Source organism: Nonomuraea sp. NPDC003707 (assembly GCF_053587055.1).
The window spans coordinates 491,203-516,457 of sequence record NZ_JBSFNK010000006.1; the positions used below are offsets into that span (position 1 = coordinate 491,203).

Annotated in this window: 28 protein-coding genes; 6 read left to right on the forward strand and 22 right to left on the reverse strand. The window is 69.7% G+C overall.

Going from position 1 to position 25,255, the window contains the following annotated elements; genetic code table 11:
- Nucleotides 1-89: 89 nt before the first annotated feature.
- Nucleotides 90-476, forward strand: coding sequence for a VOC family protein (locus tag ACWDRB_RS19180; protein WP_449895462.1), 387 nt, complete (start codon nt 90-92; stop codon nt 474-476).
- A 288-nt stretch (nt 477-764) separates the two neighbouring features.
- Here ACWDRB_RS19180 and ACWDRB_RS19185 read toward each other — a convergent pair whose 3' ends face one another.
- The 11 genes from ACWDRB_RS19185 to ACWDRB_RS19235 form a co-directional block, all read right to left on the reverse strand.
- Nucleotides 765-1,496: a hypothetical protein gene (locus tag ACWDRB_RS19185; RefSeq protein ID WP_449895464.1), complete on the reverse strand. Its 732-nt coding sequence runs from the start codon at nt 1,494-1,496 to the stop codon at nt 765-767.
- Complete coding sequence (locus ACWDRB_RS19190; RefSeq protein WP_449895466.1) at nt 1,489-2,025, reverse strand: RNA polymerase sigma factor; 537 nt, start codon at nt 2,023-2,025, stop codon at nt 1,489-1,491. Before ACWDRB_RS19190 ends, ACWDRB_RS19185 begins: the two co-directional genes overlap by 8 nt.
- A gap of 760 nt (nt 2,026-2,785) precedes the next feature.
- The gene (locus tag ACWDRB_RS19195) at nt 2,786-3,256 is read right to left on the reverse strand and encodes a hypothetical protein (RefSeq protein ID WP_449895468.1); all 471 of its coding nucleotides are present in this window, start codon (nt 3,254-3,256) and stop codon (nt 2,786-2,788) included.
- 309 nt (nt 3,257-3,565) lie between these two features.
- Nucleotides 3,566-3,940, reverse strand: a complete 375-nt coding sequence (locus ACWDRB_RS19200) for a type II toxin-antitoxin system PemK/MazF family toxin (protein WP_449895470.1) — start codon at nt 3,938-3,940, stop codon at nt 3,566-3,568.
- Entirely contained in the window at nt 3,941-4,603 is a 663-nt protein-coding gene (locus ACWDRB_RS19205; protein ID WP_449895472.1) for a hypothetical protein, read from the reverse strand. It lies immediately after the preceding gene.
- Nucleotides 4,604-5,039: 436 nt separating this feature from the next.
- Nucleotides 5,040-5,885 (reverse strand): phosphotransferase family protein, encoded by an 846-nt coding sequence (locus ACWDRB_RS19210; protein ID WP_397367564.1) that lies wholly within the window; start codon nt 5,883-5,885, stop codon nt 5,040-5,042.
- A gap of 21 nt (nt 5,886-5,906) precedes the next feature.
- A complete protein-coding gene (locus tag ACWDRB_RS19215) occupies nt 5,907-6,824 on the reverse strand; it encodes a carbohydrate ABC transporter permease (protein ID WP_449895474.1) in 918 nt (305 codons plus the stop codon).
- Nucleotides 6,824-7,735: a carbohydrate ABC transporter permease gene (locus tag ACWDRB_RS19220; protein WP_449895476.1), complete on the reverse strand. Its 912-nt coding sequence runs from the start codon at nt 7,733-7,735 to the stop codon at nt 6,824-6,826. Before ACWDRB_RS19220 ends, ACWDRB_RS19215 begins: the two co-directional genes overlap by 1 nt.
- On the reverse strand, nt 7,735-9,147 hold the full coding sequence (ngcE, locus tag ACWDRB_RS19225) for an N-acetylglucosamine/diacetylchitobiose ABC transporter substrate-binding protein (RefSeq protein WP_449895478.1): 1,413 nt from the start codon (nt 9,145-9,147) through the stop codon (nt 7,735-7,737). Before ngcE ends, ACWDRB_RS19220 begins: the two co-directional genes overlap by 1 nt.
- Nucleotides 9,148-9,166: 19 nt before the next feature.
- Nucleotides 9,167-9,901 carry an SIS domain-containing protein gene (locus tag ACWDRB_RS19230; protein ID WP_350724543.1) on the reverse strand — a complete coding sequence of 245 codons (735 nt, stop codon included), beginning with the start codon at nt 9,899-9,901 and terminating at the stop codon, nt 9,167-9,169.
- Complete coding sequence (locus tag ACWDRB_RS19235; RefSeq protein ID WP_350724541.1) at nt 9,902-10,771, reverse strand: MurR/RpiR family transcriptional regulator; 870 nt, start codon at nt 10,769-10,771, stop codon at nt 9,902-9,904. It abuts the gene before it with no gap.
- Nucleotides 10,772-10,850: 79 nt separating this feature from the next.
- On the opposite strand from ACWDRB_RS19235, the gene ACWDRB_RS19240 reads away from it, so the two are divergent.
- Nucleotides 10,851-11,801, forward strand: a complete 951-nt coding sequence (locus tag ACWDRB_RS19240; protein WP_449895481.1) for an N-acetylglucosamine kinase — start codon at nt 10,851-10,853, stop codon at nt 11,799-11,801.
- On the opposite strand, the gene ACWDRB_RS19245 is transcribed toward ACWDRB_RS19240, so the two are convergent.
- The 6 genes from ACWDRB_RS19245 to ACWDRB_RS19270 all read right to left on the reverse strand — a co-directional run bounded on the left by ACWDRB_RS19245 (nt 11,791) and on the right by ACWDRB_RS19270 (nt 17,793).
- Entirely contained in the window at nt 11,791-12,609 is an 819-nt protein-coding gene (locus ACWDRB_RS19245; protein WP_449895483.1) for a carbohydrate ABC transporter permease, read from the reverse strand. The genes ACWDRB_RS19240 and ACWDRB_RS19245 overlap by 11 nt on opposite strands.
- Nucleotides 12,606-13,487: a carbohydrate ABC transporter permease gene (locus ACWDRB_RS19250; RefSeq protein WP_363967799.1), complete on the reverse strand. Its 882-nt coding sequence runs from the start codon at nt 13,485-13,487 to the stop codon at nt 12,606-12,608. Before ACWDRB_RS19250 ends, ACWDRB_RS19245 begins: the two co-directional genes overlap by 4 nt.
- Nucleotides 13,488-14,735, reverse strand: coding sequence for an extracellular solute-binding protein (locus tag ACWDRB_RS19255; RefSeq protein ID WP_449895485.1), 1,248 nt, complete (start codon nt 14,733-14,735; stop codon nt 13,488-13,490).
- An 11-nt stretch (nt 14,736-14,746) separates the two neighbouring features.
- Nucleotides 14,747-16,102: a cellulose binding domain-containing protein gene (locus ACWDRB_RS19260; protein ID WP_449895487.1), complete on the reverse strand. Its 1,356-nt coding sequence runs from the start codon at nt 16,100-16,102 to the stop codon at nt 14,747-14,749.
- A 75-nt stretch (nt 16,103-16,177) separates the two neighbouring features.
- A complete protein-coding gene (locus ACWDRB_RS19265) occupies nt 16,178-16,927 on the reverse strand; it encodes an SIS domain-containing protein (RefSeq protein WP_350724531.1) in 750 nt (249 codons plus the stop codon).
- On the reverse strand, nt 16,924-17,793 hold the full coding sequence (locus ACWDRB_RS19270) for a MurR/RpiR family transcriptional regulator (protein ID WP_355201494.1): 870 nt from the start codon (nt 17,791-17,793) through the stop codon (nt 16,924-16,926). The genes ACWDRB_RS19265 and ACWDRB_RS19270 overlap by 4 nt, the downstream gene beginning before the upstream one ends.
- 60 nt (nt 17,794-17,853) lie before the next feature.
- Between ACWDRB_RS19270 and ACWDRB_RS19275 the strand changes: the two genes are divergently transcribed.
- Nucleotides 17,854-18,795, forward strand: coding sequence for an N-acetylglucosamine kinase (locus tag ACWDRB_RS19275; RefSeq protein ID WP_449895490.1), 942 nt, complete (start codon nt 17,854-17,856; stop codon nt 18,793-18,795).
- A 6-nt stretch (nt 18,796-18,801) separates the two neighbouring features.
- Here ACWDRB_RS19275 and ACWDRB_RS19280 read toward each other — a convergent pair whose 3' ends face one another.
- From ACWDRB_RS19280 to ACWDRB_RS19290, 3 genes are all read right to left on the reverse strand, one after another.
- A complete protein-coding gene (locus ACWDRB_RS19280; RefSeq protein ID WP_449895492.1) occupies nt 18,802-19,698 on the reverse strand; it encodes a hypothetical protein in 897 nt (298 codons plus the stop codon).
- A complete protein-coding gene (locus tag ACWDRB_RS19285; RefSeq protein ID WP_449895494.1) occupies nt 19,695-20,228 on the reverse strand; it encodes an RNA polymerase sigma factor in 534 nt (177 codons plus the stop codon). Before ACWDRB_RS19285 ends, ACWDRB_RS19280 begins: the two co-directional genes overlap by 4 nt.
- A gap of 88 nt (nt 20,229-20,316) precedes the next feature.
- The gene (locus tag ACWDRB_RS19290) at nt 20,317-21,345 is read right to left on the reverse strand and encodes a thiolase C-terminal domain-containing protein (RefSeq protein ID WP_449895617.1); all 1,029 of its coding nucleotides are present in this window, start codon (nt 21,343-21,345) and stop codon (nt 20,317-20,319) included.
- A gap of 346 nt (nt 21,346-21,691) precedes the next feature.
- Between ACWDRB_RS19290 and ACWDRB_RS19295 the strand changes: the two genes are divergently transcribed.
- Both ACWDRB_RS19295 and ACWDRB_RS19300 read left to right on the forward strand, forming a co-directional pair.
- Nucleotides 21,692-22,540: a LysR family transcriptional regulator gene (locus ACWDRB_RS19295; RefSeq protein WP_363967814.1), complete on the forward strand. Its 849-nt coding sequence runs from the start codon at nt 21,692-21,694 to the stop codon at nt 22,538-22,540.
- 15 nt (nt 22,541-22,555) lie between these two features.
- On the forward strand, nt 22,556-23,176 hold the full coding sequence (locus ACWDRB_RS19300; RefSeq protein ID WP_449895496.1) for a MerR family transcriptional regulator: 621 nt from the start codon (nt 22,556-22,558) through the stop codon (nt 23,174-23,176).
- On the opposite strand, the gene ACWDRB_RS19305 is transcribed toward ACWDRB_RS19300, so the two are convergent.
- Nucleotides 23,173-24,060 (reverse strand): hypothetical protein, encoded by an 888-nt coding sequence (locus tag ACWDRB_RS19305; RefSeq protein WP_449895498.1) that lies wholly within the window; start codon nt 24,058-24,060, stop codon nt 23,173-23,175. The genes ACWDRB_RS19300 and ACWDRB_RS19305 overlap by 4 nt on opposite strands.
- A 76-nt stretch (nt 24,061-24,136) precedes the next feature.
- On the opposite strand from ACWDRB_RS19305, the gene ACWDRB_RS19310 reads away from it, so the two are divergent.
- Nucleotides 24,137-24,550 carry a TIGR03668 family PPOX class F420-dependent oxidoreductase gene (locus ACWDRB_RS19310; RefSeq protein ID WP_449895500.1) on the forward strand — a complete coding sequence of 138 codons (414 nt, stop codon included), beginning with the start codon at nt 24,137-24,139 and terminating at the stop codon, nt 24,548-24,550.
- Here ACWDRB_RS19310 and ACWDRB_RS19315 read toward each other — a convergent pair.
- Nucleotides 24,540-25,214 carry a ThuA domain-containing protein gene (locus ACWDRB_RS19315; RefSeq protein WP_363967822.1) on the reverse strand — a complete coding sequence of 225 codons (675 nt, stop codon included), beginning with the start codon at nt 25,212-25,214 and terminating at the stop codon, nt 24,540-24,542. The two genes, ACWDRB_RS19310 and ACWDRB_RS19315, sit on opposite strands and share 11 nt — an antisense overlap.
- Nucleotides 25,215-25,255 lie beyond the last annotated feature (41 nt).

Sequence of the window (25,255 nt, forward strand, 5' to 3'; positions counted from 1 at the left end):
CGCCCTTCGCCGAACCCGCAGCCATATGCGCCGGCCTGCCATGCCGCCGCTCGGCAGGAACCCGGACCCCCATCCAGGAGGATGGGGACATGACGCACTACAGCAGGCTCTACAAGGTTGTGATCGACGTCCCGGAGGGTGATCACGACAAGGAGATGACGTTCTGGCAGGAGGCGACCGGTCAGACGCTGACCCGGTTCGAGCGGTACCCGGAGTACCACGGCGCTTTCTTACCTGGTGACGTGTTCGCCCTGCTCGTGCAACGACTCGGGACGGGCCCCGCGCGCGTGCATCTCGACATCCACACCGACGACCTGGAGGCGGAGACCGCACGCCTGGAGGCCCTCGGGGCCCGACGGTTGCGGCTGGTCAACGATCATTGGTGCGTCATGGAGGACCCCGCCGGACTGCCCTTCTGCGTCATCCCCCAGCCTCCGGGCTCCCTGAACGACCAGAACGCCCAACGCTGGGACTGACACTGCCTGGCCGGCGCCTCCCTGGAACGCCTCGTCTCCCCAAGCGCGGGCGGTGCGGCGTGGCTCGCGGCCACCACACGATCTTCGGTTGTCTTCACAAACCCCGAACGATCACGCGGTGGCCGTCGCCATGTGACCCCCACCCTTCAAGATCGCTAAGCGTCAATGGAGTGCCCGGCAGCACCGATCACTGGACGCCCGATCATCGAGGTGGTCGTGAACATTGCTGACATGAGCATCGGCAAGGTCGTTTCGGCGCCTGGGCCGGAAGGTCCTGAGAAACAGCTCTCAATCCACGGATGAAACCGTTGGCGCGGCCGGGGTGTCGTACGCCGCGATCGACCAGGCCCCAGGGCGCTTGCCGAGTTCGGCGGCCAGCCGGTCGGCTGTCTTCGGGTCGGAAAGGTCGTACCTCCCCTTGCACGCATCCTTGGGTGAGCACGAACCGCCTCCGCGCGCGACGGGGGCATCAGGGGGGAAGACCCAGACAGTGATTTGGTGATCGCGGCCGAGCCAGCCCGGCTCGTGCGCCTTGTCGGCGAGCATGCTGAGCCCGCCGTCTGGGCCGCATTTGCCGCTGGCACTGCTCGTTCCCTCATTGGTGAAGAAGATCGAGCCCGGCTTCTGGCAGAAAATCACGATCTTGATGTTTTCGCTTGTGGGACGGAAGCGGAGGCGCTCTTTCGTCGCCGACTGCGGCACCGTCGTTGCCGACAGACGCTTCAGCCCTTCATAGGCGTGTGGTGGCTCTTCGAAGGCCGGCGGGGCCGCGGGCGGGGCCAGCGGCGCGGGCTCGGGAACGCCGGTCAGGTTCGACACCAACATGACCACTGTCATGACGACCGACGCGGTGACGACGGCGGCGCCCGCCGTCCAGCCCCATCCCCATTGCCGGCGCGGGCGGGGCTGACGTACCGGAGCCTGGCGGGCGATCAGCCGCGCACGGGCCCTGGCCACGGTCTCGGCCGAAGGCGGCGGTTCATCCGGGATCGCCTGGGCGAGCAGCGTAATTTCATCCATCGTGCGCCTCCTTTAGCGGGTTGACGTCGCCTAGTGCCTTGCGAAGTTGCTTGCGTGCCCGGTTGAGCCGGGACGCGACGGTGCCATAGGGGATTTTCAGGGCGGCTGCGACTTCCCGGTGGGTGAATTCGGCCAGCGCCACCAGCAGCACCACGTCCCGGTCACCGCTGTTCAGAGCGGCAAGCGCCCCCGCGAGCCTGCCAGTGAGCCTTCCAGCCGTGACACGCGTGAGCGTCGTGTCCTCGTGGCTTTGCGCCTCGCGTTCGGATGTCCGGCTGAGTGCTCTCCATCTGCGGATCTCGCTACGGCGGTGTCTCGAGATGAGCTTGGTGGCGATGCCGTACAGCCAAGGCCTGACCTCGCCGCGCGAGGGTTCGTATCCGCCTCCGGCAGCGATGAGAAAGACCTCGCCCGCCAGGTCGTCTGCGTCGTCTCTGGAAAGCCGCTGAGCGATGTAGCGGTGGATCTCGGCGAAGTACGCGTCGAAGATCTGATCAAGGTCCAGTCCCAGGTGGGTGGGGACGCTCATGCGAGCGGCACCGTCGGCATTCGTGATTGGGTCACGCACTGCTCTCCGTCCAGTTCGAGAAGGCGGTCACCTCTGATTGCCCGATGTGCCGGAATGCTTTCACCATCCCTGCGAGGCATGCCGAACGGCCGCGTCGGGCTGATCGCGCTCCAGGAGGCCAAAGTCACCACCATCGACGGACGGGGAGCGCGCTTTCAGCGCTTGGCCCTGGCCAAGGCCCCTATGCACTCCCCCGATCTGCTCATCCAGCAGGTCGGCGCCGTCCTTGTCCACGGCGGGGGTGCCGCCTGCCGAGCGCCACCTGGAGGAAGTGGAATGAGCCGACGCAGGGCTCATCGCGAACTGTTTTCGCGCCCCAAGCGACGCAGACCGACGTTCCCAGCCCAGCCGCTGCCGCTTGGAACTGGTCAGGTGTCTGTGTCTTTGGGGTGCCGGGGGGACGCATACACGATCCAGACAGTGCGGGTGACGTCATCTATGGCATAGCGGACACGCCCGCCACTAGTGACTTCGAATTCCCATAGCTCTAGGTCCTGGCCATTGTGGCGATGAGTCGCGAGGTCGCCGCGCAGGCGGTGTTGACGCTCGTAATTAGCGCGTGAGCGTGGGTCACTTCGCAATGTCTCGAAGCATCGGCGGGTGTTGGCGAGGGCGTGCCGGCACAACTCTTCCCAGCCTCTGACGGCTTCGCCTGCACCGAACCGCACGTCCCATTCATCATCCGTGGGCGGCACCGTTACTCGGTCGCCGCGCTTCGGGCTCACGCCGAAACCTCAACCGGCCCGAAATCACCCTTGGTGGCCTTGCGGGCCTCGGCGTAGCAGACGGGGTCCGCCTTGATGCGGGCTGTTGCCCGCCACCCGGCGATGACCTCCTGCGTCGTGGTGTCGACTTCCAGCTCAGCAGCGTCGGAAAGCGCCTCGACCAGTTCGAGGGTGAAGGCGCGCAGTTCGTCCACCGTGAGGTGGCGAACCCAGGGAAAGACCTCGGGCATGGCGATGACCAGTGTGCGCGCGGTGGGGTCGTGCTTGATCAAGGCGAGGAACAGACGTGACGCCGTAGCCAGAGTCTGCTCCCGCTGCTCCGCACGGTCGGCTGTGGTCAGATAGAAGTCCGGGGCGTCACGGTGGGTGACGCGCACACGACCCAGCCGCGCCGCACGTTCAGCGACGGCGCGAGGATTCCTGGACAGGTCGGAGAAGGTGACAGCGTCGGCAGGGCTGGTACTCACACCGCCAGAATAAATCAGAACACATTCTGATGCTGGTTTTCCGAACGACGTACCTGTCCTTCCGCGCCGCGCCTGAGGCTATTGACCCTGATGTGGTGGCCAGGTCCATGTGAGCCGAGGACGCGCTGGACGACTGGAACGCGCGGGCGAAGCCTGCGCCTGGATAAGGCCCTCTTCGCGGAGCGAAAACCTCCAGGGGTCGGGACCAGGCCCGACTGGGGGGAGACGCCTGAGCTCTCTGAGCGCGAAGCGCCCCAGGCGAAGACCGTGCGCGCCGCAAGGCGCCGTCTTCGGCCACGTGCCGATGTGTCAGTTGAGCAGGCCAAGATACTGAGCGAGCCGGCCTTGAACCTGGGTCAACAGGTCTTCGTCCAGCACGCCGGTGCGGTCTTCGAGGGCGTACTTCGGTAAGGGCTGCACGGCGGGGATCCTGATCCAGCATTTCTTGACAGCTCCACCCTGGCCTTTGGCGAGTTGCACGTCGAACCGCGTCCGGCGCGACGTGGAGCCAGAGATGGGACAAGCGAGAATGAACGGCCATTCAGGATCGCTGTTGGACTGAGCTCCGGTGACGACCACCACGGGACGTCGCTCGTCGTGGACCACTCGTGCTTCTTCAGGGATGAGACGAAGCGTCTTGTCGGTGACGAGATAGACGCCTCCGACGATGTAGGGCCCCGGCACCTACTCCTCCAAGAGGCGGCTGATCGCCTCCGCCCGATGCTCTGCGAGGTGCCGGATCTCTTCCGCGAGATCCTCGATACCACCAGGCTCGTCTTCGGGCAGCGGATTGCGCTCGGCCCACCGGCGGAGCGAAGCCAGTCCGGAGCCCAGGTCGGGCAGAGGTGGCCCTCCAGCAAGGTCAAGTCGCGCGTCGGCCCGACGCTGTCTACTCGCCTCCCTCATGGGAAGCGTCTGGCACGTGAGGTCACACAACTGGCCTGGTGAAAGTCGCCCGTAGTCGGCCAGAACGGCCTGCATGATCATGGCGAACTCGACGCTCACCACCGTCCAAGGAACATCGACCAGGTGAATGGTCCACTCACGACGACCGGCGTAAGGATCCGCACTCTCATCAAGGATGATCACGCCCGCCTCACGAAGGTCACGCTCGACCTCGACCAGACGGAAGCTGTGAGGACCGCTGGGGTTCCAACGCCATTCGAGGCCGGAGCCGGCGGGCAATCCCCGCTCGACTGCGCGGAGGTCAGCCAGATAGAGGAGATGGGAGAGCTTGGTGCGGCTCACACGCGTGCCGGTCGCCCGGGCGGTCGCCAGCAGATAGGCGACTGCCGCCGCAGAGCCGCGAAGAGGCACGGGGGCCGACACGACGTCCAGTGTAGGCATCGGGCGCACCATGACCGGCAGCTCCTCACACCGCGATCGTAGCTCTTGGTGTCTGAGATTTTACCCTCCGCTGTCACCTTGGCAAGCCGGTGCCCTTGAATCTCCGCAGGGAGCTCCTGCTCACCCGGCGCCCAGCGAGATGCCGCTCTTCGGCATCCGCGTCTTCAGGGCTGCTCTTCCAAGGATTTCTGAAGGCAGGCGCGGGCGAAGCCTGCGCCTGGATAAGGACGTCTTCGCGGAGCGAAGGCCTCCAGGAGTCGGGACCAGGCCCGACTGGGGGGCAACGCCTGAGCTCTCTGAGCGCGAAGCGCCCCAGGCGAAGACCGTGCGCGCCGCCAGGCGCGCGTCCCGGGACGAGCGAAGCGAGGACCGCTCGGGGCGGGCTCCAGCAGGCCCACCCCGGAATCGGGCGACGGGTGGGTGGCGCTTGCTTGACCTAGCCGAAGGTCCAGGCCAGGTGGGTCAGGGCGGCTTCGGCGTAGTGGTGGGGGCCCGTGCTCAGGCCGTACGCCAGGTCCTCGATGAGTGCGCATCTCGCGTAGAAGAGGACCCGGGCGCGGTCCGCCTCGTCCAGGGCGAAGGCGTAGTGCGACACCGTCAGCTCGAAGATCTCCGGCCCCAGGTCGCGGTAGATCAGGGCGAAGTCGTGGGCCGGGTCGGTGAGGGCGGCGTCGGTCCAGTCGATGACGCCGGTGATCGTGCTGGTGGCCGCGTCCGCCAGCAGGTGCTCGGTGCCCAGGTCGTTGTGGCAGAAGCGGAGCTCGCCGGCCTCGTCCGGCGGCGGTTCCCGGAGGAAGCGCTCCACCAGGTGGCGCTGTTCCTCCGGGACGTGGGCCTCGACGTCGCGGTAGTCGAGCTCGGCGTCCTGGAGGAGGGTCAGCGCCGGGTAGGTGTCCAGCGGTGCGAGGTCGCGCATCCTGTCAGGAGAGGCGCCGTGCAGGGCGCTGAGGAACTCGGCCAGGGGCTGGGCCAGGAGGCGGGGGTCGGCGGCGGGGTGCCGGTTGAGGGGCTCGCCCGGGAGCTTGCTGTACGCGATCGCCCCCGACTCGTCGTCGGCGAAGACCACCTCGGGGACCGGTAGCGGGGACAGCTCCCTGACGGCCGCCAGGCGGGCGACCTCCTGGCGGTTCTCCTCGGGGGTCGTCGCCTTGTTACGCCGTACCAGTAATTCGTTGTTGACCTCGTACACCGTGTTGTCGAGGCCCTGGCCCAGCCGATCGATGGAGCGCACCCGATAGTCGGGGAGATGGCGGGCCAGCAGCGCGCGGATTTCGCCAGTCACACCCCGCAGCCTAAGCCCCCGCTACTTGAGGGCTCCAGAGGTCAGGCCGCTCTGGATCTGACGTTGGAAGACCGTGTAGACCGCCAGCATCGGCAGGATCGCCAGGGTCAGGGCGGCGAAGAGGGCCGACCAGTCCTGGTCGTATCCGGCGGCGGTGGAGATGTCGGCGATGCCCATGGGGAGGACCCACTTGTCGCGCTCCTGCAGCAGCACCAGGGGCAGCTGGTACTGGTTCCACTGGCCCAGGATGTTGAAGATCGTGATGCTGATGATGCCCGGCTTGGCCATCGGCAGCATGATCTGGAAGAAGACGCGGGTGTGCGACGCGCCGTCCACCATCGCCGCCTCCCCCACCGCCGTGGGCAGCGTGCGGAAGAACGCCGACAGGAAGAAGACCGTGAACGGCATCGAGTACGCGATGTAGACCAGGACCAGGCCCGCGTGCGTGTTCAGGCCGATGAAGGGGCCGATGAGCGGCACGTTGCCCATGTTCTGGACGACGAAGAAGAGCGGGGTCAGGGCCAGGTAGACGGGAAAGGCCAGACCCGAGACGAAGAGCAGGTAGATCGCCCGGTTGCCGCGAAAGGGATAACGCGCCAGCACGTACGCCGCCATCGACCCGATGAGCATCGTCCCGAACGTGCTGAACGCCACGACGATGACGCTGTTGAGCATGTACTGCCCGATGTGCGCCTGTTCCCAGGCCCTGGCGAAGTTGTCCCAGTGCAGCGTGGCCGGCAGCGACCAGGCGTCACCGAAGATCTCGTCCTCGCTCTTGACCGAGGCCAGGAACGTCCACAGGATCGGCACGATCACCAGCAGCGCCCAGACCAGCAGCGCGACATGCGTCAGCACGCCCAGCGGGCCGAGCCGGCGCCTGCGCTCCTGGCGGGCGAGCTTGCGGGAGTTCGCCGCCGTCCACGAGATCGTCGTTGTCATCAGTACTCGATTCGTTCGCGCCGCGAGAGGCGCAGCGAGAGGATCGCGAAGCCGACGGTGAAGAGGAACATGATCACGCCCAGCGCGGAGGCGTAGCCGAAGCGGAAGTACTGGAACGCGTTGCGGTAGATCTCGGCGGCCATGACCGTGGTCGACCAGTCGGGGCCGCCGTGCTGGTCGGTCATCACCCAGACGATCGCGAACACGTCCAGCGCCACGATCCCCAGATAGACCCAGGCCACCTGGACGGTGTCCCAGAGCAGCGGCAGCGTGATGCGGAAGAACAGGCTCACCCGGCCGGCCCCGTCGATCTGCGCGGCCTCGAACATGTCCCTGGGGATGGAGGCCAGGCCGGCGGAGAAGAGCACCACGTAGAAACCGACCGCCTGCCACACCATGACGCCCAGCACCGACCAGAACGCCACATCGGGATCGGACAGGAAGCCGATCGGCCTGACCCCGAGCGCCATCAGAGGGCCGTTCAGCATGCCGCTGCCGTCCGGCCGGAACACCTGCTGGAACAGCACCGCCACCACCGTGACGGCCAGGACCTGCGGGAAGAAGAACACCACGCGGTAGAACTTCGACCCGCGGATCCCCGACGTGCCCTGCGCGCCGCCCACGTTGAGGAGGAAGGCGAAGAACAGGGCGATGACGATCGTGATCAGCGGCAGCAGCACGAGCAGCGCGCCGTTGTGCGTGACGGCCTTCCAGAACGTGCCGTCGCCGAAGAGCCGCTTGAAGTTGTCCAGGCCGATGAACCTGGGCGTGGCCGTCACGCCGCGCCAGTCGGTCATCGCGATGTAGAACGCCTGGATGTACGGCGAGATCACGTAGACCAGGTAGAGGATCACCGGGGCTGCCAGGAACGACGTGATGAACAGCCCGCGGCGATACCTGTTGAACATCATCAGCGCTTGTACTTCTTGATCGAGGAGTCGTTCTTGATCTCGTCGGCCTTCTTCTGCAGGCGCTCGAGGTAGGCGTCCGGCTTGAGCCCGCCGGTCATCAGCTCGCCGGTGGCGGCGATGGCCTCGTCCTTGAGCTGGGCGTACCAGGTCTGCCAGCGGTAGTAGACGACGTTCGTGCCCGCGGCGGCGAACGCCTTGGTCGCGCTCTCGGCGCCCGGCGACAGCTGCCGTCCCTCGCCCGCGCCCTTGACCACGGAGACCGTCTTGACCATCTCGCTGAAGTCGCCCGCCGCCTTCTTCGACAGCATGGCCCGCAGGTACTCCATGCCGCCCTGCGGGTTGGGGGACTTGGAGGGCACGATGAAGTTCTCGCTCGGCTGGCTGTGCAGGGTGCCGGACGGCAGCTTGTCGGAGCTGCCGAAGTCGGGGATCGGGAACATCCCGTACTCGAAGTCGGCCGGGGTGGTCGTCTTCTGCTCGTTCTCCAGCCAGGAGCCGGAGGGCAGCATGGCGACCTTGTACTTGTTCTGGGCCGTCTGGGTCTGCACGTGGTCGAGGCCGGCGGTGCCCTCCATGAGGTACTTCGCGCCGATCTCCGCCCAGGCGGTGGCCGAGGTCTTCATGGCGTCGCTCTTCCAGGCGCCGTCCTCGAGGTTGTCGATGTTGACGAGCACCTCGGCGCCGCCGATCTTGGCGGCCATGGTGAGCAGCGGCTCGTACAGGTACTGCGGGAACTTCCCGGCGTAGGTGAAGGGCGCCATCTTGCCGGACTTCTTGATGGTCTCGCAGAGCTTGAGGAACTCGTCCCAGGTCTTCGGGGCCTCCCAGCCGTTGTCGCGGAAGGCTTTCTGCGAGTACCAGATGCCGAAGATGTAGTTCACGTAGCCGAGCACGCTGAAGGTGCCGTCGTACGTGCCGAGGTCGATGACGGCCTGGTCGATGGTGTCGCGGACCTTGGTGTTAGGGTCGTCCCAGCTGGGCGCGTCGAGCAGCGGGGTGAGGTCCTGGAGCTGGCCGTCCTGGGCGAGCGCGCCGAAGTCCATGGCGTTGGCGCCGGAGTTGTCGATCACGTCCGGCGGGTTGCCGCCGGCGAAGCGCGGCTGGAGGACCTTGGTGATCTCCTTGGTCGCGTTGTGCTTGATCTCGATGTTCGGGTGCTTGCTCTTGAAGAGCGGCTGGTGGATGTTCTTGGCGTAGTCCTGGCCGAAGCCGCCGTCGAAGATCCACACCTCCAGCGGCTTGTTGTCCGCCATGCCGAACGGGTTGGCCGCGCTGGTCGCGACCGGCGCCGCCGAGGACGACGCGGTGGGCTTGGCGGCCGGCGTGGCGCAGGCGGCCAGCGCTCCCGCCACGGGTACGAGTGCGGCGCCGCGAAGGAGTTCACGCCGGCTGATATGGGGGGTGTTGGGCATATGACTGCTCCTGACTTGTCTATGATCCGCGTCGGATACGGCCTGCGTAGCGGCTCTCCAGCGCCTTGTTGTGCTCGTCGCCGCCGGTCACGTTGACCGACATGTAGATCGGGGGCGTCTCGCCCATGGCCACGAGCTCGTCCACCGCCCGGGTGACCACCATCTGCGCGAGCAGCGCGGAGGTGACCGTGGACACGGCTCCGTACGTGCCGCCGCCGGGCAGCTCGAGGATGGCGTCGCCGTACGGCGCCCCGTTGTCCAGCACGACGTCGGCCAGGTCGAGCAGCTTGCGGCCCGACGGGTGGCGCGAGGTCATCTGAGTGCTGTGCTTGACCGAGGTGAGCGCGATCAGCGGGTGCCCGCGCTCCTTGACGAGCGTGGCCAGCTCGACGACCGTGCCGTTCACGCCGGAGCTGGAGATCAGCACGAACACGTCCTGCGGCGCCACCGGCGCCAGGTCGTAGATCTCGTGCGCGATGGCCGGGTCGCGCTCCAGCTCGGAGGTCAGCACGCCGGGCGCGTGGCCTCCGTACAGGACGAGGTCCCTGGGTGAGAGGCGGTTGCTGGGGACGAGGCCGCCGGCCCGTCCGGCGATCTCCATGGCGATGGCCTCGGAGTGCCCCGAGCCGAACGCGTTGACCACGCCGCCCGCCCGGATCGAGGCCACGATCAGCGCGGCCGCCTCCCGAACCGGCTCGGCCTGGCTCTCCGTGACCTGGCGTGCCAGATCGAGGACCTCGGTTGCGTACGTCATTCAGCCTCTCTCCACCCGATGGCTCTCCACGGCGCTGATCGTGCGCTCGAACGCCTCGTTGGTGCGTTCGTAGGTGCGCTGGGCCACCGCCACGTACACGGCGTCCAGCACGAACAGCTGCGAATGGACGGCGGCCAGCCCGCCGAGCCGGAACGTGGTCTCCCTGCTGGCCGTGGTCAGCACCAGGTCTGCCAGCTCGGCCAGCGGCGAGCGGGCGAAGGAGGTGACCGCGACCGTCAGCGCGCCGTGGCTGCCGGCCTCGGCCAGCGCCTCCATGACCTCGCGGGTGCGGCCCCGGTGGCTGATGCCGATGGCCACGTCACCCTCCTTGAGCAGGGCCGCCTCCGACAGGGCCACGTGCGCGTCGCCGGCGCTCCAGCCGGGGACGCCGATGCGGCGCAGCCGGCCCTCGAACATGGCGGCGACGTTGCCGCTGGTGGAGACGCCGACCAGGAGCACGCGCGGCGCGGCCACGATCGCGTCGGCCACCTTGGCGACGACGTCGAGGTCGAGCTGCGCGGCGGTGTCCTGGATGAGCCTGGCGTCGGCGGCGGCCATCACCTCGATGGCCGAGTCGAGCGGGTCGTCGGGGCCGATCTCGTGGCCGACGCCCGCTCCCCACCCCGCCTGCGCGGCCCGGCCGGTCTCGGTGGCGAGCGCGACGCGCAGCTCGGCGTACCCCGAGAAGCCGAACGCCCGGCAGAACCTCGTCACGGTCGCCGGCGAGCTGCCGGCCCGCTCGGCGAGCGCGATGATGGTCGAACGCGCCGCCTCCGCAGGATCGCCGAGAATCACCTCGCCGACTCTGCGCAAAGCTTCCGGCAAACCGGGTAGTTCTGTTTCGACGCGCCCAAGCGCTCCTGAAGTCACGAATATTCCTTCCGAATACCCGGTCTTCTGGCGAAAATTATTCTTGCTTCCGGTCCGCGTCAACCCCCAGACTCGGACCGTGACTGAATCGCTAGTGGTCGGTGTCGACGCCGGGGCCACGTCCACGCGGGTCGCCGTCCACGCGCTCGACGGCACCAGGGTCGGCTACGCCCGGGCCGGCGCGGGCAATCCCACTGCTCACGGGCTGGGCAAGGCGGTGGCCAACGTGGCCGCCGCGCTCGATGAGGCGCTGGGGGCGCATGACGGCCGGCGGGTCGTGGCGTCGCTGACCGGGGTGGCGGGGCACGTGGCGGAGATGGTGCCCGAGCTGGCGAAGGTCTGGGCCGGGCACGGCATCGCGGAGGGGCCGCGCTACATGGGCGACACGCCGATCGCCTACACCGCGGGCTCGCCGGAGCCCGACGGCTCGCTGCTGCTGTCGGGCACGGGGGCGGTGGCGGCCAGGATCGTGGACTTCCGGCTCGACGCCATCGCCGACGGGCTGGGCTGGCTGCTGGGTGATGAGGGGTCGGGCTTCTGGATCGGCCGCCAGGCCGTCAAGGAGGTGGTCGGCGCCCTCGACCGCGGCGCGCCGCCCACCGGCGCGTTGGCCGAGCTCGTGGTCGAGCACTTCCTCGGCGACGAGCGGCCCGCCGCGCCGCGTGCCGTCGCCGATCGCATCGTACGGCTGGCGCAGGCCGACCACATGCGCCTGGCCGCGCTGTCCTCGCTGGTCAGCCAGGCGGCCGAGGCAGGCGACGAGGCGGCGCTCAAGGTCACGCGGGAGGCCGCCGAGCGCCTGGTCGCCACGCTCGGACGTGTACACGTGTCCGGTCCGGTGGTGCTCGCCGGAAGCGTGCTCACCAGCGAGGGTCCGGTACGCCAGGCGGTGGTGAAGCTCCTGGCGGGCAAGAACGTCACGACCGCGGGGGACGCGGCGGGCGCGGCGGCCTGGCTGGCGGCCCGGGACCTGCTCCCGGAGGCGGACGCGAAGGCCCTGCACGCCGCGTTCACCGCCGTCAGCCCTTGACGGCCCCCGCCGTCATCCCGGTGCCCACCCGGCGCTGCAGGAACAGGAAGAGCAGCAGCGCGGGCAGCGCGAACAGGCTGGCGGCGGCCATCGTGGCGCCCCAGTCCGTGCCGAAGACGTCGCGGAACGACGACAGCCACACCGGCAGCGTGCGCTTGTCCTGGTCCTTGATGATCAGCACGTTCACGAACGCGAACTCGTTCCACGCCGTGATGAACCCGAACAGCGACGTCGCCATCAGCCCGGGCGCCAGCAGCGGGAACACCACCCGGCGGAAGGCGGCCAGGCGGCCGCACCCGTCCACCTGCGCCGCCTCCTCCAGCTCCGGCGGGATCGCGGCCAGGAACCCGCGCAGCGTCACGATCGTGAACGGCAACGTGATCATGAAGTAGACGCCGGTCAGCATCGCCAGCGAGTCCAGCAACTCGGTGTCCCTGGCGATGATGAACACCGGCACCAGCAGCGCCTCCCACGGCGCCATCTGCGCCGCGAACACCGCGATCACGAACGCCCCTCTCCCCCGCCAGCGCATCCTGGCCACCGCGAACGCCGCCAGCAGCGCCGTCACCAGCGCGACCAGCACCGCGACCACGGTGACGACGAGGCTGTTGCGCCAGTAGGTCCAGAACCCCGGCGCGTTCACCGCCGTCACGAAGTGCTCCAGGGTCGGGTGCGCCGGCCAGAACGTCGGCGTGGCCGCCTGGATCTCCCCGGTCGGCTTGAACGCGGTCAGGAACATCCAGTAGACCGGGAAGATCGTCATCACGAGCACGACGACCGCGGCCACGTTGAGCGTCAGCCTCTTCACTGGCGGACCATCCTTCGCAGGTTGCTGACCAGGGCGACGGCGAGGATGACGACGGTGAGCATGGCGACCGCCGAGCCCAGGTCGTACCGGTGCAGCACCCGGGCGATCTTGAACGCGTACACCGGAAGGGTGGTCGTGGCGCCGTCCGGGCCGCCCTGGCTGAGCACCCAGATCTGCGGGAAGCACTTGGCCACCCAGATCACCTCCAGCGAGGCGACCAGGGCGAACAGCTGCCGCAGCATCGGCAGGGTGACCTTCCAGAAGACCTGCCGGCCGGTGCCGCCGTCGATCCGGGCGGACTCGTACAGCTCCACCGGGATGGTGGTCAGCCCGGCGTAGAGGGTGAGCGCGGCGAACGGCACCGACTGCCACACGACGAGGACCACGAGCACGGCGAACGTGGCCGTGCCGTCGGCGAACCACGGGTAGCCGCGGAAGGAGTCGAACCCGAGCGCGACCAGCAGCCAGTTCACCACGCCGAGCTCCGACTGGAACAGCCACTGGAACACCGTCGTGGCGGCGATGATCGGGGTGGCCCAGGCCAGGGCGAGGGCGCTCATCAGGGCCAGGCGCAGCCCGCGGCGCAGGCGGGCGAGCATCAGCGCCACGCCGGTGGACAGGACCACGATCAGCACCACGTTGATCGCGGTCCACCCCAGCGTGCGCCACAGCACCCGCCAGAACTCCTCGCCGGCCAGCAGCTCGGCGTAGTTGTCCAGACCGGCGAAGGCCGCGCCGCCCCTGATCAGCTCCCCCATGCGGAAGTGCTGGAAGGAGATCACCGCGGCCTTGAGCATCGGGTAGAGCAGGAGGAAGGCCCCGCCCGCCACCGTGGGCGCGATGAGCAGGTAGGGCCACGGGCTCCTGGTGCCGCGCATTCAGGACCCGCTGTTCAGGGTCGTGGTGATGGACTCCGAGACCTTCTTCGCCTCCGTCGCGGGGTCGGCGCCGGTGAGCACGGCGGTCATGTACTGCTTGATCACGGAGGTGGCCTCGACGGCGGCCCAGTTGGGGGTGTTCGGGGTGGCGCGGCCGCCCGCGGCGCCCTTCGCCATGGCCGCGGTGCCCTCGTCGCCGTCCAGCACGCCGGCCAGCGAGGTGCGGTTGGGCACGAAGCTCATCGTCTTGGCCAGCTCGGTCTGGAACTGCTCCCCGGACAGGGCTCTGACCAGCTCGTACGCCGCCTCCTGGCGCTTGGACGCGGCCGGGACGATCAGGTCGGAGCCGCCCGTGAAGACGGTGCCGGGCCTGTCGGCCGTCTTGCCCGGGATGGTGAAGAAGCCCATCTTGTCCTTCAGCTTGGGGTCCACCTCCAGGACGCGGGCGGCGATGCCGGGGACGGCGATGATCTGGGCCACCTTGCCCTGGGCGAAGACCTCGTGCTGGGGCGGGTTGGCCTCGTCGGCGTCCTTGGGGCCCTTGCCGAGGGCCTGGAGGCGCTGGTAGAAGTCCATGCCGGCCAGGGCCTGCGGGGTGTCGAGGGCGCCCTTCCACTTGCCGCCCTCCTGGACGGCCAGGTCGCCGCCCTCGTCCCAGATGAAGCCGGCCAGGGCGTACCAGGTCTGCCCGGTCAGATAAATGCCCTGATTTCCGTTTTTATTTAGTTTTGCGGTGATATTTAGCCATTCATCCCGCGTTTTCGGCGGCTCCTTGATGCCGGCCCCGGCGAACAGGTCCTTGTTGTAGACGACCACGCGGTTGGCGGCGTACCAGGGGATCCCGTACTGCTTGCCGTCGACCTTGCCCGGCTGGGCCAGGCCCGGCAGCCAGTCCTCGCCCTTGAGCTCGGCGACCTTGCCGGTCAGGTCCGTGACGCCGCCGCTGGCCGAGTACTGGGCGACCTGGGTGTTGCCCACCTCGATCACGTCGGGGGCGTCGGTGCTGGCCAGTGCCGCGGTGACGCGCTCGCCGATGCCGTCCCACGCCTGGATCTGGATGTCGAGGTCCACGCCCTTGTGCGCCGCCTCGTACTCGGTCTCGAACTTCTTCAGCAGGTCCTGCGTGACGCTGCCGTCCATGATCCAGACGGTCAGCCTGGCGGGGCCCGTGGACGTCTTGGGCTCCTCGGCGGCGCCGCACGCGGCCACCGCGAACACGGCCGCCAGGGCCAGGATGCGGTTCTTCATGGCGATCCTTGTCACGGGTTGGGGACGGTGTCCGTGAAGGCGGTGCCGACGGCGCGCAGGGAGGCGACGCGGCCGGTGACGTCGGCGGGCGGGACGACCTCGTTCTTGCTGTAGTAGAGCCAGTCCACCTGCTGCCGGTACGTACGCGTCCCCGTGGCGGCCTGAAGATCGATGAACCACTGGTTGAACATGATCCACATGGGCGTCTCGGGATAGTAGATGTCACCGTGGTCGGCGAACAGGCGGCCGTCCACGTAGTACCTGATCCGGCCGCCGGAGACCTGGATCACGAGGTCGTGCCAGCCGGCGAAGCTCGCGCGCTCCTCGGTGTGGGTGTTGACGGCCTGCCACGGGTCGGCCTGGTAGGTCTCCCAGCTGGTGGTGTAGAGGATGTTGGACGGCTCGCCCCAGCCGCCGTTCGGCAGGTACTCGAAGTCGAGCTCGCCGTAGTCGGGGTCCAGGTTGTAGCGCAGCGGGGTGATGGTGAAGAACGTCTGCACCACGTGCTCGCCGTCGGGGCCACTGGCCGGGGCGTCGCTGAAGCGGACGCGGGCGGCGTAGGTGCCCTCGAAGAACTTGCGGTTCGCGGTGGACAGCTCGGTCTGGACGGTGCCGGCGGCGGTGCCGTCCGTGGCGGAGTCGAGTGTCAGCAGGCCGCCGGGGAACGAGACCGCCGAGGGCGACCAGGTGGCGCCGGGCACGCCGGGGCCGCCGGAGCTGGAGCGCACCGTCCAGCCGCGCTGGGCGAGGCGCGGGTCGCTCGACCCCGTGTACGTGAAGTCGTCGAACAGCACCCCCGCCGAGCCCGTCGGGGGGACCGTGGGCGTGGGAGTGGGGGTGGGCTCGGTGCCGTTCGGCCGCCCCCACGCGAGCTGGCCGTTGACGTGGACGGTGACCTTGTCCCAGTTCGTGTAGGCGGTGTTGGATCCGTAGGAGTAGTCGTCGCTCTGCGTGAACGTCTGCCAGTCCGCGCGGTAGAAGCGCAGTTGCAGGTCGCCGGTGTTCGCGCCGGGGGCCAGGCTGCCGGAGGTGAAGCCGACCTCCAGGTACTGGTCGGCGCCCGACTGGCGGACGAACTGCCCGGTCACCGTCGAGCAGCCCACCACGGCCCAGGAGCAGGCGAAGCGGTAGGTCTCCGCACCGGTCAGGTAGTAGCGGATCTTGACCTGGTTGAGCGGGATCGTGGTGGTGCCGTCGTTGAAGAGCTGGAGCCAGGGCTCGGCCTGGGCGGTGGTGGCTCCAGGGGCGCTGGTGCGGTACTGGAGGCGTACGGACTGCTGGGCGCTGGCCGGGGTGACCAGGGCCACGACGACGAGGACGAGAGGGAGAGCTAAGGAGAGGACAACTTTTCCGATATTTCGGTACATGGGGGGTTCTCCTTGCGAGGTCCGGCCCCGGATTCCGGGCATGCCGAACAGAGCTCGTGACAGCTTGCGGAGGACTCAGGCGCCGCGCCGGATGCGACCGGCGTACAGCGCCTCCAGCTTGAGGTTGTGGGCGTCACCCTCGGGGACGTTGGCCGACAGGTAGACCGGCGGCACCTCGCCCGCTTCGAGCAGGTTGCGTACGGTCTGGGCCACGACGAGCTGGGCCAGCAGCGCCGAGGTGATGGTGGAGACGGCTCCGACGGAGGCGCCCGCGTCGGGCAGGGGGAGCACGGCGTCGCCGTAGGGCGCCCGGTTGTCCAGGACGACGTCGGCCAGGTCGAGGAGCTTGCGGCCCGAGGGGTGGCGGGACGCGACGGCTTCGCCGTGGGCGCGCGAGGTGATCGCGATCAGGTCGTGACCGCGCTGCTTGACGAGCGTGGCCAGCTCGACGACCACGCCGTTGACGCCCGAGTTGGAGATGATGACGAACAGGTCGCCGGGGTGGACGGGCGCCAGGTCGAGAATGGCGCGGGCGACGGACGGGTCGCGTTCGAGGTCGTAGCGGTCCAGCTCGGAGCGGGGGGCGTCGCCGTACAGGACGAGGTCCCTGAGCGCGAGCTTGCTGGTGGGCACGAGGCCGCCGGCGCGGCCGGCGATCTCCATCGCGACGGCCTCCGAGTGGCCGGAGCCGAACGCCTGGATGACGCCGCCCGCGCTCACCGCCTTGGTGAAGAGGCCGGCGGCTCGGGCGATCTCCGGATCTTCCGGGATCGTCCGGACGAGGTCGGCGATGTGCTGAGCGAACTTTGCTGGATCTACTGTCATAAATCCCCTTCCGGGAGCCGATGTCCGGCCACCGCCCGGACAGTCACGTCGAATGCCTGCCTGGTGCGCTCGTACGTGCGTTGGGCCACCGACACGTACACGACGTCGAGCACCAGGAGTTGCGAGTGGATCGCGGCGAACCCCTCCGACCTGAAGCTCGTCGCGCGGCTGGCCGTGGTCAGCACCAGCTCGGCCACCTCGGCCAGCGGGGAGCGCGGCTGCGAGGTGACGGCCACGGTGATCGCGCCGTGGCTGCTCGCCTCCGCGAGCACCTCGATGACCTCGCGCGTCCGGCCGCTGTGCGAGATCCCGATCGCCACGTCGCCCTGTCCGAGCAGCGCGGCGTCCGTCAGCGCGCTGTGCGCGTCGGACCTGCTCCAGGTCGGTACGCGCATGCGCTGCAGCCGGTACTCCATCTCGCTGGCCACCGCCGCGCTGCTCGACACGCCGAACAGCAGCACCCGCCCGGCCCTGGCCACCGCCTGGGCGGCCTTGTCCACCACGGCCAGGTCGAGCTGGTCGGCGGTCTCCTGGATCAGGCGGATGTCGTTGCCGGACACGACGCCGAGCACCTTGTCGAGGCTGTCGTCGGGGAGGATCTCCTGGCCGATGTCGGTGTGCCAGGTCTGCTGGGCCTTGCGGCCGGTCTCGGTGGCGACGGCCACGCGCAGCTCGGCGTACCCGGTGAAGCCGAGGGCGCGGCAGAAGCGCGTGATGGTCGCCGTGGACGTCCCGCTCCGCTCGGCCAGGTCGACGATGGTCAGCCGGGCGGCCTCGGCGGGCGCGGCCAGGATCACCTCGGCCACCTTGCGCAGCGCCTCGGGCATGTCGCGCTGCTCGGCCTCGATGCGGTTGAGTAGTTCCACGCGATGAAAATTATGACCAGGATCTGGCGCCGTCAAGGCATTTGGGCAATAATTTTTGACATGCTGGTACTCGGGGTCGACGCGGGCGGCACCTCGTCGCGGGCCGCGCTGTTCACGGTGGACGGGGCGCCGGTGGGACGAGGGCACGCGCCCGGCGCCAACCCGGTGACGCTCGGCATGGACCGGGCCTGCGCGCACCTGACCGCCGCCGTCCAGGAGGCGGCATCATCCTCGTTAGCGCACGTCAGCGCAGTGGTGCTGGGGCTGGCGGGGAATCCCGGGGCGTGCCGGGAGCTGGCCGGGCGCGTCCTGCGCCCGCTCCTCCCCCAGGGCCTGCCGGTACGGGTCGTCGGTGACACCGTGACCGCGTTCGCGGCCGGCACCTCCTCGCCGTCGGGCACCGTCCTGATTTCGGGGACGGGGGCGATCGCGGCAAAAATTACCGATCACGAGCAGACGGCGACCGCCGACGGGTACGGGTGGCTGCTCGGGGACGAGGGCTCGGGCTTCTGGCTCGGCCACGCCGCCGCCCGCGCCACCGTCCGCGCCCTCACCGCCCTCACCGCCCTCACCGCTCGAAGCGCCGGGGGCGGGTTGCTGGTGGAGCTCGTCGTCCGGCAGTTGCTGCCCGAAGGCGTGGGCGAGGATCCGGTCGCGCAGCTCGCGGCGGCGGTGCACGCCCGGCCGCCGCTGGCGCTCGCCGAGCTGGCGCCCCTCGTCAGCCGGGCCGCCGAGGCGGGCGACCCGGAAGCGCGGGCCCTCGTCGCCGAGGCCGCGGCCCGGCTGGCGGGCACCGCGGCCCAGGTGCACGAGCCGGGCCTGCCCATCGTGCTCGCAGGCGGCGTGCTCACGTCGGAGGGCCCGGTCCAGCGAGCGGTCCACGACCTCCTGGCAGACGCCGTCACGGCGGGGGACCCGGCGGGGGCGGCGGCCTGGCTGGCGGCCCGGGACCTGCTCCCGGAGGCCGAGGCACGGGCCCGGCACGCCGCCTTCACCACCTGATCCCGGCTACTCGTCCAGGATCTTCGTGTCGCCGTAGACGGGGTTCTTCGGCAGCCGTTCCTTGGTCACCATCAGGCGCACGACTCCGGCCTTCTCCGACTGGACCTCCCAGACCATCCAGTCGTCGCCGACCCTGGCCGACTGCTGCTTCGGGTCCACCCCGTAGCCGTCGTTGTCCGGCGCGGGGGTGATGATCTGGAAGACCGCCTCGAGGCCGCGCCGGCGAACCTCGGCCATGACCTCGCCCACGGTCTTCCCGTCAGCGCGGTAGCCCGCCAGCATCTCGCCCTTCTTCATGGCCGAGCGCCAGTTCTGGTACCTCTCCCCCGGCCGCGCCGCCCGCCCCAGCCGGACCGAGGCCCAGCCGGTCCAGCCGCGGGCCACCTCGACGGTCATCGCGCAGCCCGCACTGCCGAACGCGCAGCCCTCGGGCGACGTGCCGTTGGTGATGGACTCGCCGTTGGGCGCCAGCCGACCGCTCAGCCGCATGCCCGTGATCTGGCCCACCTGGGTGGGAGACACCGGCACGACCTCCAGGTTCACATTCAGGCCCACGGCCTTGAAGCCCTCGGTGTACTTGGCGTAGTCGGCGAACGGGTCCTTGATGGTGGCCACGTACATGTCGCCGCGCAGCTCGATGTCGATGGCGGAGCTGGCGTAGGAGGTGGCGGGGCCGCGCGCGCCGAGGACGGCGGGGGCGATCACGGCGGCCGCGGCGAGCCCGGTGACGGCCACGGCGCCCACGGCCAGGCGGGTACGCCACCGAGGGGTCCGGCGGCGGGCGGGCTCGGCGGCGGGCGCCTCGGAGGTGATCGAGGAGAGGAGCGCCCGCGCCCCCGCGCCGGACGCCTGGGCCGCCAGATCCTCGTCGCGGACCCTGGCGAGGTGCTGCAACTCGTTCACGCGGACTCCATGATCAGGTAGTTGACGGTCACGCCCGCCGCGGCCAGCGCCTTGGAGAAGCGCTTGCGCGCCCGGTGGAGGCGGATGCGGACGGCGTTGCGCGAGCAGCCGAGCACGGTGGCGATCTGGGCCCGGTCCAGGCCCTCCCAGGCCACCAGCGAGATCAGCTCCCGGTCTTCCTCGGACAACTGCTCGAACGCCCGCGCGATCGCGCCCAGCTCGACGCTGGTCTCGGGCGAGTGCGCGTACAGGTCGGCGAGGTCGGCGTCGAGCTCCATGCTGTGGTTGCGGTGCCTGGCCTGGCCGCGGCGGTGGTTGGCCAGCACGTTCCTGGCCACCCCGTACAGCCACAATCTGGACGCGCCGCCCGGCGGCAGCGCGTCCATGCGGCGCCAGGCGATCGCGAACGTCTCGGCGACCACGTCCGCCGCGTCCTCCGGCGAGTCGCAGCGGCGCATGGCGTAGCCGAGTATGTGCTCGTACGTCTGCTGGTAAACGGCCTCGAACCGGGTTTTCCGGTCGTCATCCACGGGCGGTCCCCATGGTCGGCCTCCTCGGTCGTCGGGATCGGATCACCCCGTACATGTCGGAGGCCTCATCAGCATTTCAGCCGATTTTTCACCGTACGAGCAGGGCGGCGCTCCCGTAGCTGCCCCCGAACCCCGTCACGAGGGCCACCTCACGCCCCTCACGCAGCTCCCTGACGGCCTGGGCCACGTTGTTCAGGCCGTGCACGTAGCCCTCCGAGAGCAGCCCGCCGTGCGGGTTCACCCAGGCGTGCCGGCGCTCCAGCAGGTACGGCCCCAGATCCGCGCGCTCGACCAGCCCGAAGTCCTCCAGCTGCCGGGGCACGAGCCACGAGTAGGCGTCGTACGGCAGTGCCACGTCCACGTCCGACGGCCGCAGCCCGGACGCCTCCCAGAGCATGGGCGCCACGTACGCCGAGAAGATCGCGGTGACGTCCGGGGCGCGGTCCATCGACGAGCAGCCGGGGCCTCCCCCGCGGACGACCGCCCGCACGCGCGGCCCCTCGAGCACGCCGCTGACCACGAGGGCGCAGGCCCCGTCGGTCTCCTGGCAGCAGTCGACCGTGCGGAGGGGGGTGCTCACGTACGGCCGGGCGAGGTAGTCGGCGAGCTCCAGGGGTTCGCGGCGCAGGGCCCGGGGGTTGGCCTTGGCGTTCTCCCTGGACTGGGCGACGACCGCGTGCAGGTGCTCCTCCGTGAGGCCCGTGTCGTGCAGGTAGCGGGTCGCGGCCAGAGCGAACAGCGGGATCGGGCCCGCCAGCCCGTACGTGAAACCCTCCTGAGGGCCGGTGGAGACGGTGTTCATGCGCTTGCCGGAGCGGCCGTTGAGCGCCCGATAGACCACGATATTTCGCGCCAACCCGGCGTGTATGAGCATCGCCGCGTCGCCCAGGATCGACGCCGCCTGCGTGCCTCCCCCGGCGATGTCGTTGTGCCACCCGAGCCGCTCGATGCCCAGGGCCCGCGCGACCTGGACGACGGGGGCGGAGTCGTTCAGGTGGTAGCTGAGCACCGCGTCCACGTCACGCGGCCCGATGCCCGCGTCCGCGCACGCCGCCCGGCACGCCTCGACCGCCAGCTCCAGCTCGCTCCGCCCGGACTCCCTGGTCAGCGCCGTCATCCCGACCCCGGCCACCGCCGCCAACCCCCCGAACGGCTGCTGTGTTGATGGCCTCACTCCGTGAGGCGGGCTCGGTCGCTTCAAGCCGTCGCCTTCCCTCGTCGCTCTGGTCGCTCCGCTCCCGGCGCTCCTCAGTCCAGGCGACGGCGCTCCCTCGCCGTCGGCCCGCTCTGTAGGACGCACGCTAGCCCGCGCCGACGGCCGAGACAAGCGCTTGCTCGGCAACCACATCCAATCCGGAAATGTCGCCACCAGTGGATAACTGAATATCTTCACGGGAGGCAGGTCCTCTTGTAATACGGAGGAGTGATCAACCGATAAGCCCATCATCACGCTGAGGTGAGGGATGGATCTACGTTACGTCCGGTACGCGATGGCGATCGCCCGCGCGGGCAGTCTCCGCCGCGCCGCCACCGCGCTGCACATCGCACAGCCCACGCTGTCGGAGCAGCTCAGAGCCCTGGAGAAGGAGATCGGCGTCGAGCTGTTCAGCCGGTCGTCCAGCGGCGTGCAGTTGACCGAGGCGGGCGAGGCCTTCCTGGCCCAGGCCACCGTGGCGGTCGACGCCTTCGACCGCGCCGTGGCCGCCGCCAGGAACAGGGTCACGACCGCGCGCCTGGGCGTGGCCGACGGGCTGGCGGACGTGGTGGCCCGGCTGCTCTCCCAGCTCCAGACCTCCAACCTGCGCGTGGCCCCCATGGGGACGGCCGAGCAGATCGTCTCCATCGCGGACGGCACCCTGCAGGCCGGGCTCGGCTACGCGCCGGGCTCGCTGCCCAGGGGCGTGGCCCGCATGCTGGTCCACCGTTTCCCGGTGCGCGCGCTGCTCCACCGCGATCACCCCCTGGCGTCGTACGAGGCACTGTCGCTGGCGGACCTGGCGGGCGAGCCGCTGGTGATGCCGGAGTCCGACGCGGTCGCCGGGGCCCGCCGCTTCCTGGAGGGGTTCGTACGGCACCGCCTCCACCCCCGCCTCGGCCCGGCCGCGGCCACGCACGACCTGGTCATCAACATGGTGGAGGAAGGCGCGGGCTACGCGCTGTGCGTCCACGAGGGCACCACCATCCCCGACACACTCGCATTTGTCCCTATAAAAGAAGACGTGCCGCCGCTGGAGGTGGTCTTCCTCTGGAACCGCCAGACGGACGTCCACGAGCTCCTCAGCGCCGCCCGGCACCTCGCCCGCTCTGGATAGCGCTATTATCTAGCGATGCGCATCTCCGAACTCAGTGCCAAGTCCGGTGTGGCCATCCCGACGATCAAGTACTACCTCCGCGAGTGCCTGCTGCACCCGGGCGAGCAGACAGCCGCGACCAGAGCCGAGTACGACGAGTCCCACCTGCGCAGACTCCGCCTGATCCGAGCCCTGCTCGAAGTGGGCCGGCTCCCCGTCGCCTCGATCAAGAAGATCATCGAGGCCGTCGAGGACGAGTCGCTCCCCGTGCACCTGCTCCTCGGCACCGCCCACTATGCCCTGAGCGCCACGGTCGAGCCCGAGCCCGGCGAGGAGTGGCAGATCGCCCGCGACGAGGTGGACCGCCTCGTCGCCGGCCAGGGCTGGGACGTCACGCCGACCGCCCCCGCCCGGGACGAGCTGGCCCAGACGATCGTCCGGATGCGCCAGCTCGGCCTGCCCGTCGACCTGAAGCCGTACGTCGAGATCGCGCAGAAGCTCGTCTCCGAGGTCGAGATGAACACCATCCCCTTCGACGGCCCGCGCGACGCCGCAGTGGAGGCCCTGGTGCTCGGCACCGTCCTGTACGGCAAGGCTTTCGAGGCGCTGCGCCGCATGGCCCAGGAGTCGGAGTCGGCCCGCCGCCTGTCCCCCTAGACGAGGCCGTTCTCGCGCAGCAGTGCGAGGTTGTTCACGGTGACGGCCCCGCGCCAGTCGAGCGCACCGGCCGGGGAGATGCGCGCGTAGTCCACTTCCCATCCGCCGTCGTCCTTCTGCTGCCCCGCCAGCCGTACGAGGTCCGCCGCGATCACGTCCGGCTCGAAGAGGTCGCGGGCCGGCCCGCCCGGGTGGGGCGCGAAGTCCAGCGGCCGCAGCGTCTCGAACTCGGTGCCGCCCTCGACCGGCACCCGCCCGTCCGCGGGGATGTGCGCGGCCAGCCGCTTGAGCAGGTCGGCCGCCCTGGGCTGGGTGTCGTACACGGCGTCGAGGAAGCGCACCGCGAACGCCAGCACGTACGCGTGCGGCGCCTTGTCGAGCTCCTGGATCGCGTCGAGGCAGTAGCGCGTGGCCCGCTCCAGCCACGGATGCGCGGCGACGGCCGGGTCGTGGGCCGCGACGCGGTGGGCGGCGGCCGCCGAGATCGAGGTGATCTGCAGGGACGAGGTGTCCGCGTCGCCGCCCGCCCACCAGGGCGCGGTGGCCTCGCCGACGGTGAGCGGCAGCGAGAACGGCACCCCGCCGTCCGGCAGCGTGACCGAGTCCAGCCAGTCGCACAGCGCCGCGGCCCGGGGCGAGGTCACGGGGGCGACGTCCGCGAACACCTCGAAGGCGTGCAGCGCGGCCCCCGGCTGGCTCTCGGGTGAGCGCAGGTCCGGCTCCAGGCCCCAGCCGTAGCCGCCGTCGGGGTTGCGGTAGGCCTCCAGCGCGCCCAGCGCGGAGGCGGCGTCGCCGTCGCCCATGAGCAGGTCGTAGCGGCGGCGGTCCAGTACTCGTGCGTGCCCGGCGAGGAAGCCGGGGATCGCGGAAAGGTTCACGTTCATGAACTCATCGTGCCCACGTCGGCGACATGCGGTCTTGTAAGTTCCGGACCGATCCGCCGGCGGTGAGAATGGGCGCATGGACGGCGAGCGGGCCCGCGCGAGGTTCCGGGGCGAGCGGGTGGCGCGGCTGGCCACGGCGAGCGGCGACGGGACACCCCACCTGGTGCCCGTCACCTTCGCCGTGGTCGCGGACCGGGTGGTGACCGCGATCGATCACAAGCCGAAGACCACCACCGACCTGAGACGGGTGCGCAACATCCGGGAGAACCCGCGGGTCAGCCTGCTGGCCGACCACTACGAGGACGACTGGGCCCGGCTGTGGTGGGCCCGCGCCGACGGCCTGGCCACAGTCGTCGAGGAGGGGCCGGAGCGCGAGCCGGCGCTCGACGCGCTGGCGGCCAAGTACGGCCAGTATCGCGAGCACCGGCCCGGCGGCCCCGTGATCCTCGTGGACGTGACCCGCTGGAGCGGCTGGTCGTTCACTCCGTGATGGTGACGGGCCGCTTCAGCAGCCACAGCGCGGCCCGCTGGAGCATCGCGCGGTGCACCTCGTTGTCGTACGACCTGGTGTCGTGGCCCAGCGCGTCATAGAACACCCGGCCGCGCCGCACCGGCCGCGCCCAGACCAGCGGCTGGCCGTTCGAGGACGCCAGCGGCTCGACGTCCGGCAGGATGTCGAGGTCGCTGTAGACCTCGTCCACCACGTCGAAGTCCCGCAGTCCCTCGACCACCGGGTGATCGCCGTGCACCCGCACGCCGGTCCACCCCAGCGGGGGATGGTGGGACTTGGGCCAGGTCCAGCAGCCGCCCAGGACGCGCGGCCAGCCCTGCCAGTCGTCGAAGCAGATCGACGCCGAGTGCATGCACAGCAGCCCGCCGCCCCGGTCGAGGTGATCGAGGAGCGTGGTGCGGGCCTGCGCCGGTAAGGCGAAGCGCCACTCGTCACGCAGGTCGGCGAAGCGGTCGTGGTCCATCTGCCAGCGCAGCGCGTTGACGGTGATGAGCTGGACCTCCGACGGCTCGCTCAGCGCGCCCGCGATGTCCTCGGTGATCTCCGACTCGACCCCCACCTCGGCCAGCACTCCCGCGAGCGCTGCCGACGTGGCGGCGAAGTCGTGGAACGGGCCTCCTGACAGGATCAGATTTCTCGCCACCCGCCAAGCTCATCATGCTTACCGCGGCTTTTCCACCCATG